The organism is Streptomyces sp. NPDC101776 (assembly GCF_044766845.1).
Taxonomy (GTDB): domain Bacteria; phylum Actinomycetota; class Actinomycetes; order Streptomycetales; family Streptomycetaceae; genus Streptomyces.
In genome coordinates this window covers 97,849-110,767 of sequence record NZ_JBIWMV010000017.1, presented here as the reverse complement: position 1 = coordinate 110,767, position 12,919 = coordinate 97,849, and the positions used below count along the sequence as shown (strand labels likewise).

The following is a 12,919-nucleotide window of genomic DNA, read 5'->3' as shown; positions in this document are numbered from 1 at the left end:
CACATATCCTGCACAACTTGGATAGGTGTTAGCCGAATCGATACATCGCCACGACTGCCCACAAAGCCCACCAGGACGGGGAGTTCAGGGCTCGGACAACTCCGGGTGAACGCCGGAATTACCGAATACTTCGGCCGTCCCGGATGCCTCGGATGTCTCAGATGCCCACGTGGTGATGGGCCGCCCAGGCAGCCGGGGCGTCGCCGTAGTGGACGCGGACCAGTCGTGCCGTCAGGGCCAGCGCCACGGCCGGTTCCTCGCGGGCGGTGTCCAGGGCGTCGTAGAACGCGCGGGCCGTCCGCTCGGCGACGGCGTCCGGTACCCGCCACAGGGTGCCGATCACCCCGGAGAACCCGACGAGCAGGAACGCGGACGTGAGGTGGATCGCCTCGTCGGCGAGCAGGCGGGGCGTGTACGTCGTCTCGCACGCCGAGAGATACGCGAGCCGGCCCCAGCCGCCCCGGCGCGCGGCGATCTCGGCGAACGTCAGATCGAGGTCGGGCAGCAGGAAGCGGCTGGTGCCGGGGTCGTCCTGGTCCGCCACCGCGTGCAGCGCCATGTGCAGATGGGTACAGGTGGCCAGCGCCGCGATGAGGACCTCCCGCCCGCACTCGGCGAGGTCCAGCGGTTCGACGCCGAGGCGGTCCGCCGCCGCGCGGGCCTCGCGGCGCGCGGCGGGCAGCTCCGGCAGTCCCGGCCTGCGCACGTCGGCGTGCACTACGGCCGCCACCGTACGGTCCGTTGCCACGGCGCGGGCCCGCGCGTGGTGCAGGGCGGTGACCGTCGGCGTGTACGAGGAAACGGTGCGGTCCACCAACGACTTCGGGAGGTCCGGGGCGCCCTGCGGGATGTCCGCAGTGTCGTGCGGGCTGTCCGAGGTCTCCTGAGGGTCCGTCGCCGTCGCCGCGTGCAACGGCAGTCGGCACAGCGCCTGGGTCGGTACCCACCAGATCCGGGTGTCCGGATCCGTCACCCGCAGCTCGGCGAGGACCGGGGCGGCCACCTCCCGCCACAGCAGGTCGAGTGTCGCGGTGACGCGCTCGTTGGCCGCGTCGACCTCGTCCTGGGCGGCCCGCACGTCCAGCGCGGTGACGACGTCCGTGTGGAACACGTCCGCCGCCTCCTCCACCTCGTCCGCGTCCAGTCCCTCCAACGGCATGTGCCGCAGCCCCTCGGGGGTGAGCATCAGCGCGTCGCAGCGGTACTCGCTGACGTTCACCACGACCACCGGACCGTGCGCTGCCTCGGCGAGCAACGACTCGACCGACGGCGGCAGTTGGAACGCGGACTGTCCGGGCAAGGCCCTGATCCTCCGTACGACGAGGGCGAGTTCGGCCTCGAGGTCCCGGCGGCGCTCCCGCTCCCGACCCGCCGCCCCCGTCTCCGTCACCGTCTCCGTCTCCGTCACCAGTGCTGACCCCGTCGGCGGGGTCAGCGGGGGATGGTCCAACCGGTCGAGCGCGTCGCGCAGTTGCTCAAAGCGCCGGGCCAGGCCGGCGTCGGTGTCGTGGAGGTCCGCGAGGTCGGCGCGGATTCCCGACCGGCGGTTGAGGAGCACCCCGCGGCCGAGTTCCAGCAGGCTCAGCGCCCGCGCGGGGTCCCCACAGGCCAGCCACATCGCGGCCGCGTCACTCGCCAGCCCCGCGGCCTCGGCGAGCCGGCGCTGGGCGTCGGGCCGCTCCAGCCGGCGGGGCGTGGCGTCCGGCAGCAGTTCCACACCGAGCGCGAACGCCTCGGCCGCAGCTCGCGCGTCGCCCGTCAGCGCCGCGAGCCGGCCCCACTCGCGGGCCGCGTACAGCCGCACGTCCGCAGGTCCGGTGCCGGTACGGGCCGCGGCGCGCAGTGCGTCGAGCGCTCCGGCCCGGTCGTCCGCGTCGCCGGTGGACTCGTGCCGCAGGTTCAGCGCGTAGGCGAGGTTGGACAGCGAGCGGCTCAGGTCGGGATCGTCCGGCGGGGTGTCCGCGACCACCCGGCGGGCCAGCGTCACCGCCTCGTCGAGGTCGTCGTCGCCGGACCGGGCGGCCAGCGCGAGCAGCAGACTGCCCCGGACGGCGGTGGCGGACCGGCCTTCGTCGAGGGCGGTCAGGGCACCGCGCGCCGCGTCGACGGCTTCCGTCGCCGCCGCGGTGCGATGCGTCGACTCCTCCCGCAGCGAGACCGCGAGATTGGCGAGCTGGAACGGCAGATGCGGGTCGGTGGGCGCGGTGGCCGCGACGGCCGTGCGCAGACTGGCGAGGGCGCGTTCCAGCGTGTCCTGGTCGCCGGTGATGCCGTACCGCGCGTGCAACGCCAGACCGTGGGCGCCCGCGACCGTCGCCAGCCGCCGGGACGCCGGCCCGGACGCCATCGCCTCCTCCAGCAGTGTGAGCGCCTCGGCCAGATCGTCCCGGACACCGAGCGACTCATGGCGTTCGGTGAGAGCGGTGGCGAGATTGCTGAGCAGGCCGGGACGCTCCGGATGGCCTTCCGGAACCAGCCGCAGCGCCTCGCGCTGGAGGTCGATGTCCTCGTCCAGGTCGGCGAGGACGCCATCACGGGTGTAGCGCGCGTACAGCGCCCCGCCCAGGTTGCTCAGCCGCAGCACCCGCTGGTGGGCGGGACCGTCACCGCGTACGGCCGCCCGGCCCGCGTCGATCGCGTCGTCCAAATCGTCGTCGGCACCATGGAGGCGGGTGCGGGCGGCGAGGGCGGCGCCCAGGTTGTTCAAGTAGATCCCGGCGTCGGGGTGGTCGTCGCCGACCAGGTCCAAGGCCTCGCCGTACCGGCCGATCGCCGCGTCCAGGTCGGCGGGCTCGCCGTTCTCCTCGTACCTCAGCACCAGCCGGACACCGAGGTTGCCGACCCGCCCGGCCCGGTCGCCGGGCGACCCGACCTCGATCAGGGCGGCCGCCTCGCCGCACTTGATCGCCTCGTCCAACAACCCGGGGTCGTCACTCAGCAGATACCCGCACCGCAGCACATCGCCGAGCGTGTCGAGCGCGTCGGCCCGCCGCTCCCTGTCACCCCCGGCCAGCCCCAACGCGACCCGCGCCGCCCGCTCGGCCTCCTCGGCAACGCCGAAGTCCTCGTGCTGGTCGGCCCATTCGCACAACACGGCGGCGGAGATCTGCCAGACGTCGGAACGGTTGCGGGGTCGGGTGGGAGCGGTGAGGGAGGCGGGTGAGTGATCGGCCGTTGCGGGGGCATCGGGCACTGCCTCCGACGCCATCACCCCGCGTACGACCGCCACCGCCTCCGCCAGCGCCCCCGGGTCCCCCGCAAAGTGGCACTCGGTCAGGGCGCCCGCCAACAGGCAGGCCCGCTTGGCGTGTTCCTCGTCGTTCTCGGCTGTGCGGTTCAGCGACTCGCGGGCCGCGGTCGCGGCCTCGTGTGCGAGGTGGGGATCGTCGCTGCTGCCGGAGCGGTAGCGCAGGACCTGGGCGAGTTCGGCGTACTCGTCAGCCGCGTCGAGGCCGTGCTCCTCGCACTGGGCGACGGCGTCCCGGGCCGCCGTCTCGGCACGGGCGAGCGTCTCGGCCGCGCCGTCGTGCTCGTACCGCATACGGTGGGCCTGGGCCAGATGCAGCGGTGAACCGCCGCCCGCGGCAAGGGAGTTCTCGATCATCACGACGACCTCCTCGAACAGTTCGGGATCGTCGAGGTCCGACCCGGCCTGGAGCAGCAGTTCGGCGGCCGAGGAGAGGACCATGATCCGGGGCAGCGGGTCGTCCGGGGCCCGGTCCGCCGCCCGGCGTGCGGTGGCGACGGCCTCCCGCAGCAGCCCGGGGTCGTCCGTCAAGGCGTGCAACGCGGCCTGCGCCTCGGCGAGTTGCGCGAGGAGCAGCGCCTCGTCCGGTCCCGCGTCGGCCAGGGCACGCCGTAGCGCCTCCACCGACCGCACTCCGGCGGCAGCGCCTCCACCGCGCCGGGCCGACTCGGCGTGCAGCGCGGCGATCGCTTCCAGCAGCGCCACCCGGTCCTCCCGCCCGGCACACCCGAGGGCGGCCTCCAGGAGGGCGACAGCCCGGTCCGCACGGCGGGGGAAGCGGCCGTCCACGGTCACCCGGCGAGCACGCCGCAGCGCCCGGGCCAGCCGCAGGCGGCGGTACGGCGACGGCTTCACCGGAGGGCGCGGTACCGGCTCAGCGTCGGTCGGCGGCGTCGTCGGCTTCTCCCGCCGTGGCCTCGACCTGCTCGGGGATGAGGTGCACCAGAGCGGTGACCCGATCCTGCAAGGGCTCCGGCGGTGGGATGTCGGCCGGGTCGGCGATGCGGTCCACCCGGTTCGGGCTGAGGACTTCGAGCCGGGCGACGGCGACTTGGAATGCCGACTCGTCCCCCGCGTCGTAGGCCGCCGCGAGCGCCTCGACCGCGGCGGCGGGCCGCGACCACGCGGCCTGGGGAAGCCGCCCCTTGGAGATGTCGAGGAGCAACTCACGGGCCCGCGTGAGCAATGCGGCATCCATGTTCGTTCCGGGTGAATCCGCCCTAGACTGCATGGGCTCAACTGTAGCGAGAACGCCGGGAGTGGCGACGCGAGGCGGGGGTGTACCGGTACGTGGCCGAGGGTGAAGTGACGGGGCGTGAGGTCACGGAGGAGGAGGTCGCGGTTCACGTCTTCGTTCCGCTGCACGGCAGGCGCGCCGCGGAAGGAGCCGCCTCCGTCCGGGCGATGTGGGGGCGCTTTCGTGAACTCCAGCACGCGGACAGGGAGTTGTACGACACGCTGCCGGTCCCGGTGCCGGACGCGCTGTTCACCGCTCCCCCGCACGGTTCGGTGGTGGTGGCCGGTGTGCAATCAGCCGACCGGCTCGACCAGGCGGTTCTGCGACGGCACGGGGAGATCCTCAATCTGTCGGTCCTGCTCGGCGCCGGCCCGGACCGGGAGTGGTCCGGGTTGCGTGAGCGGGTGGCGACGATCGTGGGCCCGCTCGGGTTGTGCCATCTGGGCGCGGTGACGCTGGAGTTGGGGAAACTGCCGGAGGAAGCACCCGGGGTCGTCGATCTGTCGGAGCCGGCGGGCGGGGACGAGTCGCAGCGGTGGCGGCTGTTGCGGATGCTGGGGCGGGTCGGCGCCGATCCGCGGCTCGGAGCCTGGGCGTGGTCGGACAACCATCGCCCTGAAATGCCGCATTTCGTCCGCTACTTGATGTACATGACCGCGCTGCGTCATCAGTGGGCGACCCATCACGCGCTGGGCTACGCACGGGCCGCGGGGCAGGACGGAACACTCGCCGAGGTGCGCCTGCCGTACTGGGGCACGGAGCCCTATGAGTTGGCGGGCGCCGAGGCCGAACTCCGGTTCATGCGGCGGATGGTGTGGACGCTCCAGGGCAACGCCCGGCAGGCGCTGGAGGACTCGGGTCTCGACGGCGAGGCCGTGCTGGGCGCGGACCGACGGTTCGGCTCGTCGTTCGTCCAGCGGCTGGACGACCTCCTCGCCCTCCGCGAACTCACCGGCCCGGCGGAGCCTTTGCCGAGCCCGGCGGAACCGATACGAGGCCGGGCGGACCCGCTGCGGGTCCCGGCACCGGAGCGGAGCCCGCGGGCGGCGGGACCGGATCAGGTCCTGGCCGTCGTCGACGAGTGGTTCCCCGCCCACGGCGGGCTGAGCGCCTTCAACCGTGGGCTGTGCATCGCGCTCGCCGAGGCCGGTGCGACCGTCCGCGTCCTGGTGGTGTCCTCCACTCCCGAGGAACGCGCGGACGCGGCCGAACACCACGTGCTCCTCGTGGACGCCGCCCGGCCGGGCGTCCAGGGCAAGGAATCACTGTTCCTGAGGCCGCCGTTCGCCGACGGATTCGAGCCCGCCCTCGTCATCGGCCACGGGAGGGACATGGGGCTGGCCGCCCGCGCGCAGGTGGAGGAGTACTTCCCCGACGCCGGGCGACTGCACTTCCTGCACGTGGAACCGGACCGGGCGGAGGCCCAGAAGCCGCAGGCGGAGGCCGACTTGGCGGTCCGCGCCCAGGAACGCACGGAGCGGGAGCTCGAACTCTGCGAGGGCGCCCTGCGTTCGGTGGCCGTCGGCCCTCGGCTGGCGAGGAACCTGCGGCGTGATCTGCGCACCCGGCAACTGGCCCCCTTGCTGCGCGTCGACCCCGGATTCGACGGAAGGCCCGCCGCCACGGCTCCCGGCCGCGACGAGACCCCGCAGATCCTGATGATGGGCCGGCTGGACGACGCCCCCCTCAAAGGGCTCGACATCGCCTGCCGGGCGTTGGGAGCGGCCGTACCGCAACGGGCGCGGCACGGCGCCTGGGAACTGCTGATCCGCGGAGTGCCCGCCCACAAGTCGCGGGAGTTGTACGCGCAGGTGGAGGAGTGGATCGGCAACCCGGCGGTGGATGTGGCACTTCGCCCGTTCTCCGAGAATCCCCGGCACATCATGGCGGACGTGGCGCGGGCGAGCCTGGTCCTCATGCCCTCCCGTGCCGAGGCGTTCGGCCTGGTCGGTCTGGAGGCGATCGCCGCGGGGGTACCCGTGCTGGTCAGCGGGCGCAGTGGGCTCGGCATGCTGTTGCTCAACCAGGATCACCTGCCGGTCGCCCACCAGGCCGTGGTGGATGTGGCCGCCACGGTGCGGGACTTCGAGGCGGACGTCCGGTTGTGGGAGAAGTCCGTCCACGCCGTCATGCGGAACCTGCCGGCCGCCTTCCGCGACGCCGCCGAACTGCGGGAGGAGATGGCCGCCCGCTGCTCCTGGGCCACGGCCGCCGCCGCCGTGCTGGACTGCCTCCGCCCCGACGACTCCGCCTGAGCCGCGACCGGCCCTCCACGTCTCCCCTGTCACGTGGAGGGCCGGAGTCAATTGCGGCTACGGGGTGTTCAGTGGGTCTGCACGGCTGTCGTCCTCCTGCGGCCGGCCGAGGGCCGGTATCCCCTCGGCGTGGAATCCGCAGGCAAACACGTGGATCCGTCCGGCCGTCCGGGGTCCTGGAACACACTGGAAACGTCTGGATCCGTGCGGTGCGGATCCGTCAACGTCCCCGCGGAGGAACGGTGGTGAACGAAGTTCCCCGGCCGCCCGGCCACGACGGAGGGGCGCTGGGACAGCGGCTGGCCCTCGAACTGACCCGCGCTGTCGTGCGGTCCGAGAAACGGTTCGGCAGAGCGCTGGACCGCCGCGAACTCGCCAGGCGTCTGAACGTGTCCGCCAGCAGCCTGTACGCGTATCTCAACGGCACCACCCTGCCGGGCACCGGAATGTTCGACGCGCTCCTCGCCGAGTTGGGCGTCGAGGGACCCGAGGCGGGTCGGCTCGCCACACTGCGGGACGAGGTCGACGCGGCCCGGCGGCTGCGTCCGGCCGCCGCCCGCGGCTCCGCCCGCCGGTCGCCGGGTGCTGCCGCGGTCCCCCGTCATCTCCCGCTGAGCCACCCCGTGTTCGTCGCCCGGGACGCCGAACTCGTCCGGCTGGACGCGCTGTTGGGCCCCTCCGACGACTCCGCGCCGGGCCGGGCCGGAGTCGCCGTGGTCGAGGGCACGGGAGGTGTCGGCAAGACCGCGCTCGCCCTGCACTGGGCGCACCGGACGCAGCACCTCTTCCCGGACGGCCAGCTCTACGTCAATCTGCGGGGCTTCGGCGACGAGGCGGTCATGGATCCCGGTGAGGCCCTGCACGGCTTCCTCCAGGCGCTCGGTGTCACCCCGGCCGCCGTGCCGACCGACACCGCCGTGGCCTCCGGGCTGCTGCGCACGCTGCTGACCGGTCGCCGGGTGCTGCTGGTCCTGGACAACGCCCGCTCCACCGACCAGGTGCGGCCGCTGCTGCCCACCGACGCCGGTTCCGTCGCCGTCGTCACCAGCCGCAACCGTCTCGACGGCCTGGTGATCCGCGAAGGCGCCCTGCGGATCGCCCTCGACGTACTGCCGCGCTACGCCGCCCGCACCCTCCTGGAGCGTCAGATGGGCGCCGAGCGGATCGCGCTGGAGCCGCGCGAGGTGGACGAACTGGTCGACCTGTGCGCCCGGTTGCCGCTCGCGCTGAGCGTCGCCGCCGCCCGCACGGCCAGCGCCCCGGCCGGTTCCGTGGGCGCCCTGGTCCGTGAACTGCGGCGCGCCCGGGCGCCGTTGGACCTGTTCGGGGTGCAGGACGCGGATGTCGATCTGCGGACCGTGTTCCACGGTTCGTACGCGCTGCTGCCGGCGCCGGCCGCCCGGCTCTTCCGGCTGCTGGGCTGCCACCCCGGACCCGAGATCGACGCCGCCGCCTGCGCGGGACTCACCGGCGACGCGGACCCGCCCCTCGCGCTGCTCGACACCCTCACCGCCGCCCACCTCGTCCGCCAGCACACCCCCGGCCGCTACACGCTGCACGACCTGCTGCGGCTGTACGCCGTGGAGCTCCTCGACGGCGGCTCGCCGCAGGAACGCCGGGACGGCACCGAACGGCTGCTGCGGCACTGTCTGGACATCGCGCGCCTGGCCGACCACCACCTCGAACCCTGGCGACAGACACCGGGTCGTACGCCGAAGCCCACCGGGGCGCAGCCGCCGATCGGCGACCACGCCTCGGCGACCGCCTGGTTCGAGTCCGAACTGTCCTCGCTCCAGGCCCTCATGGCCCAGGCCGCCGCCACCCCGGGTCTGGAGCCGTACGCCTGGCTGCTGGCCGACGCCTGCGCCCTGCACCTGCGCCGCTCCGGCCGCCGTGCCCAGCGGGCCGCCGTGCACGCGCTGGCCCGCGACGCCGCGGACCGGGCCGGGGACCGCGCCGCGCAGGCCACCGCCACCCGCCGGCTCGCCGACGCCCTCTCCCGCCTGAACCGCACCGGGGAGGCGCTCGACCTGCTGTACGCGACCCTGCGCGCCTGTCGTGCGCTGGGCGACGCGGAGGGCGTACGAGAGGTCCGCCTCTCGCTGGTCCGGGTGTACGGCTCCTGCGGCGACCCGCGCAGGGCGATGCCGCACGCCCGGCTCGCCCTCGCCATGGCGGAGCGCACCCAGGACCCCGTGGCCCTCGCGGACGGCCTCACCTCCGTGGCCCAGCAGTGGGAGCGGCTGGGCGAACACACCGTCGCCCTCGACCACGCGCACCGCGCCCTGGAGCTCTACACCCGGCTCGGCCACCTCGACGGACAGGCGGGCATCCTGTTCGGCATGGGCCGCGCCGAACAGGGGCTCGGGCGGCCCGAGGCGGCGATCGGCCACTACGAGGTCTCCCTGGACCTGGACCGGGCCCTGGGCGACCGGTTCCGCGAGGCCCACGCCTTGGAGCACCTCGGGGACGCGCACGCGGCACTCGGCCGGGGCGAGGTGGCGCGCGCCCTGTGGGAGGAGGCCCTCGCGCTCTTCGAGGATCTGCACCACCCCGACGCCGAGCCGGTCCGCGGAAAGCTGTGCGCGGCGGCGGACTATCCTCCGGTACCCGCCTCCAGCCAGCTCAGCCCGTAGCCGTAGCCCACCTTCATGGCCCCGAACTCGGCCTCCACGAGACCGTGTTCGTCGGGGCGCAGGGTCGGTGTGCCCGGGTTCCGCTGGTAGATGACGGCGGTGGGCACGCCGGCCAGCCGCCATACCGTGCGCGGCGGCTTCGCCGGGTCGAAGGCGATCCGTAGCCGGAAGTGCTCGCTGCGGGTCAGCGGGACGTGTACGAAGTGGGGTGCCATGGGCTGGTCCGGCGGGATGCGCAGCCGGAGTTCGTAGACGTGTCGGGCGCCGGCCCCGATCGGTGCGGGCAGGACCAGGAACCGTTCGAAGTAGCTCTCGTACTGCGGGCCGCCGTCCGCCAGCCGGCCGCCCCGGACGACGGACATCTCCAGTTCGTGCCGGGGCGTCGTGTCACCGGTGCGCCGGGGGACGCTGACGCCGACCGGGATCCGGGCCAGGCCGTCGCAGGTGGCGACCACGATCCGGCGCTCCAGCGCCTCGGGCGTCGGGGTGTCGAGGCGGAGCAGGGTGGACACGGACTCGGTGTACCAGCCGTGCAGCTCGGTGCGCGCGCAGTCCGCCGGGCACCGCTCGGCGTGCGCTCCGCCCGCGCGGCCCGCAGGACCGTCCCAGGGCGGCGGGACGACTCCGTCGACACCGTCCGGCGAGTCGGGGTCCAGGGCCCGGCGCACCTGCGCCCAGTACTCGCCCCACCGCGGCACATCGCCCCCGCAGGCCCCGACGATCGCCAGGGTGACCGGACGGGTCGGATGGATCTCGCCGCGCATGGCGTCGCTCACGGTCGTCCTGCCGTACCCGGTGCGCCGGGCCAGTTGGTCCAGTGTCAGTCCGGCCGATCCTCGCAGGTCGCGGAGCCAGTACGCGAAGAGCCGGGCCGGTGATCCGTCCAGGACGATCTCCTTCTGCGGACGTCCCATCGTGCGCAACCCCCCTGCCGGGCAACGGCGTTGCCGCCGATGTCGCGGCCGAGTCTCGCACACGGCGGGACACGTCGTCCCGGTCTTGTTCGCCCGCCCGCCGGCCGTCCGGGTTTTCCGGAGATCGTCCGGTTCGCCGGAGAACCGTTGAGTGCGAACTCCGCCCCTTGTTACACAGGTTGCGCCCGGCTCCGGTGCGTCCGCATCGGTCGGTTCCCGCTCGTGTGCCAGGAGAGGACCATGGCTTTGTTCCCCAGGACGCCCCGCGCCGCACGGCTGCCGGGCGACGTCGTGTCGCGGATGGAGCGGTTCGGCCGCTTCGAGTTCGACCCGGTCGGCACCGACATCGACGCCTCGGACGTATGGGGCGAACTCCAGGCGCCGTACCTGCCGTTCGCGCAGTCCGACCCGCAGGGCTTCGCCCGCGCACTGGCCGACGCCGTGCTGCCGGTCGGCGGCTTCGCGCTGTTCGGCGCCGCGCGCACGGTGTGGAACCTGGTCGGCTCCGACTTCACCAGCCCGGCCTACGACACCGTACGGATGGCCGCGCTGGAGTTCTTCCGGGCGAACGGGGTGCCGAGCAACCGGCTGTCGGCCGCCGACTGGCAGTTCTGGCAGGAGAACCGCTCCGAACCCTGGCTCGTGGGCCGGCCCCGGCCGGCGCCCGAGTCTGCGCACATCCCGGCCCTCGCGCCGGGAGAACTGCGCCAGATCGCGCGGATCACCGAGGCCTCGAACTCGAACGTCCTCTACGTCACCGCCGCGCGCGAGGGCCGTTTCGTGACCGTGGTGGACGCGCCGACCAGCGAGACCGACCCCAGCCGGGCGCGCTTCGAGTGGATGTCGGCGGACACCCTGCACGAGCTCTACACCCAGGTCGGCGAGGCGTTCCAGACGCCCGTGCACTGGGTCGCCGACGAACTGCGTCCGTTCATCCCCCTGCCACCGTCCCGGCTGTGAGCCGACCGGCCCCCGAGGACGGGGACATGACCAACGGCCTCGACTGCGAGAACCGGAACAAGTAAGGAGAACAGAGCATGGCCAAGACACCGGTGGAGATAACCACCCAGCTGTCGATGGCGGAGGCGGCCGACGTCTTCCGCGCTGCGATGCGGGTGAGCTGGTGGAGCGAGAACATCACGGGCGCGGGCACCTCCTTCGAGGAGCCCCGGGGCTCGGTCTTCGACACCGTGGCCCAGGACCGGCCCGACTTCAGCGTGATGGCGCTGCTCGGCGGGCGGGGAGCGGAGATCCAGAAGTCCGCGGTGCACATGTACATGTGGGACCGGGGCGCCCACCGCGAGATCGCGCTGGGCGTCGGCCGCAACCTCGGCGCCTTCGGCATCAAGGCGAACCGCAAGATCCGCCGGTTCGTCGACACGCTGACGGAACTCGATCCGTCCATGAAGTACACGGGGATCTGAGAAGCACACGGGAATCCGAGTGGGCCTTCGGTCCCCGTCGGTCCGACGAGCACCCGGCGCAGGGGACCGGGTGCTCGTCGCCGTGAACGGGCCTGTCGCGTCCCGGAGTTCAGCCGGCGGCGGCGAACGCCTCGGCGGAGACGTCCCGTTCGAGCACCGACCGGTGGAAGGAGTAGACGCCGATGTCGGAGACCTTCACCACCAGGCAGTACCGATCCGTCGACGCCACCGACCGGACCACCTGCGCGTACTCCCGGCGCAGGAAGTGGATCGCCGCCTGGTTCGCCACCGAGCTCTGTCCGCACACCAGCAGCACCGGGCGGCTCGACTCGGGCGGCGTGAACTTGGCGACCACCGCGTACTCCTGGTGCCCCCGGTCGAAGTAGTAGCGCTCCCCGCCGACCGCGATGGCCACCGAGTCGCGCCGGTCGCTGAAGGGGATGATCCGCACCCCGGGCAGATGGGCCGTCAGATGCCCGCCGGTGCGCGGATTGGACCCGCCGATCGGCCCGCCGACACAGAACTCGGTACGGTCGCCGTTCGAGCCGCGCAGCTCGCCGGACTCCACGCTCACCCGACACCCCAACTCGCTGAGCAGCACGGTCAGTTCGACGACCGCCCGCAGGTCCCGCTGCTGGGTGGTGCCCCGCTGCCCGTGCTTGGTGCCGACGACGATCACACAGTGCTCGCCGGGCCGGGTGCCGAAGAACGCGGCCCTGCGGTACAGCGTCCGTCTCCGCCGTCCGCGCTCCCACAGCGTGCCCAGACCGAGACCGACGAGGCTGGTCAGCAGACCGATCGCGACATTGACGAGTACCGACAGCATCGGCCGGCCGTCAGGTCCGCTCGGCGCGCGCGGGGGGCGCGGGTGACCGTCCGTCGGGCGGGGAGTCCGGGGCGAGCGTGTGCACGAGCGCGACGACCCGCCCCCGCTCCTCCTCGGGCAGCGGCACCCTCTCGGGCTCGGTGATCCGGGTGACCCTGTGGCCCGACAGCACCTCCAGTCGGCCGGTCAGCACGGCGACCTCGGCCGCTTCTCCGGCTGCGACGGCCGCCGACAGGTCGTCCAGGACCTTGGCGATCTCCACCCATACCTCGGGCGTCTGCCGCCACTCCTCCAGCATCAGCCGCAGCGCCAGACTCGCCTCGCCGGCCGTCTCGCGGTCGATCATGGCCGCCCCCTCCGTTGTGCTCACGCCCTGTTCC

The 12,919-nt window shown here is 73.3% G+C and carries 9 protein-coding genes; 4 read left to right on the top strand and 5 right to left on the bottom strand.

What is annotated here, in order from left to right; all coding sequences use genetic code 11:
- Positions 1 to 157 precede the first annotated feature (157 nt).
- Positions 158 to 4,102 carry a CHAT domain-containing protein gene (locus ACIRRY_RS37970; RefSeq protein WP_403982241.1) on the bottom strand — a complete coding sequence of 1,315 codons (3,945 nt, stop codon included), beginning with the start codon at positions 4,100 to 4,102 and terminating at the stop codon, positions 158 to 160.
- Positions 4,103 to 4,121: 19 nt separating this feature from the next.
- Positions 4,122 to 4,445 carry a CATRA system-associated protein gene (locus tag ACIRRY_RS37965; protein ID WP_403982238.1) on the bottom strand — a complete coding sequence of 108 codons (324 nt, stop codon included), beginning with the start codon at positions 4,443 to 4,445 and terminating at the stop codon, positions 4,122 to 4,124.
- Between the two features lie 92 nt (positions 4,446 to 4,537).
- Here ACIRRY_RS37965 and ACIRRY_RS37960 point away from each other — a divergent pair, with 92 nt between their 5' ends.
- Together ACIRRY_RS37960 and ACIRRY_RS37955 are read left to right on the top strand one after the other, a co-directional pair.
- A complete protein-coding gene (locus ACIRRY_RS37960; protein ID WP_403982235.1) occupies positions 4,538 to 6,739 on the top strand; it encodes a CATRA conflict system CASPASE/TPR repeat-associated protein in 2,202 nt (733 codons plus the stop codon).
- Between the two features lie 245 nt (positions 6,740 to 6,984).
- Positions 6,985 to 9,375, top strand: coding sequence for an ATP-binding protein (locus ACIRRY_RS37955; RefSeq protein ID WP_403982232.1), 2,391 nt, complete (start codon positions 6,985 to 6,987; stop codon positions 9,373 to 9,375).
- Here the strand turns inward: ACIRRY_RS37955 and ACIRRY_RS37950 are convergent.
- Complete coding sequence (locus ACIRRY_RS37950; RefSeq protein ID WP_403982229.1) at positions 9,336 to 10,289, bottom strand: helix-turn-helix domain-containing protein; 954 nt, start codon at positions 10,287 to 10,289, stop codon at positions 9,336 to 9,338. The genes ACIRRY_RS37955 and ACIRRY_RS37950 overlap by 40 nt on opposite strands.
- A gap of 240 nt (positions 10,290 to 10,529) precedes the next feature.
- Between ACIRRY_RS37950 and ACIRRY_RS37945 the strand changes: the two genes are divergently transcribed.
- Positions 10,530 to 11,249 (top strand): hypothetical protein, encoded by a 720-nt coding sequence (locus ACIRRY_RS37945; protein ID WP_403982226.1) that lies wholly within the window; start codon positions 10,530 to 10,532, stop codon positions 11,247 to 11,249.
- A 77-nt stretch (positions 11,250 to 11,326) separates the two neighbouring features.
- The gene (locus ACIRRY_RS37940; protein WP_403982223.1) at positions 11,327 to 11,713 is read left to right on the top strand and encodes a hypothetical protein; all 387 of its coding nucleotides are present in this window, start codon (positions 11,327 to 11,329) and stop codon (positions 11,711 to 11,713) included.
- A 109-nt stretch (positions 11,714 to 11,822) separates the two neighbouring features.
- Here the strand turns inward: ACIRRY_RS37940 and ACIRRY_RS37935 are convergent, their stop codons facing one another.
- Complete coding sequence (locus tag ACIRRY_RS37935) at positions 11,823 to 12,539, bottom strand: hypothetical protein (RefSeq protein WP_403982220.1); 717 nt, start codon at positions 12,537 to 12,539, stop codon at positions 11,823 to 11,825.
- Positions 12,540 to 12,549: 10 nt separating this feature from the next.
- Positions 12,550 to 12,909, bottom strand: a complete 360-nt coding sequence (locus ACIRRY_RS37930; protein WP_403982217.1) for a CATRA system-associated protein — start codon at positions 12,907 to 12,909, stop codon at positions 12,550 to 12,552.
- Between the last annotated feature and the right edge of the window lie 10 nt (positions 12,910 to 12,919).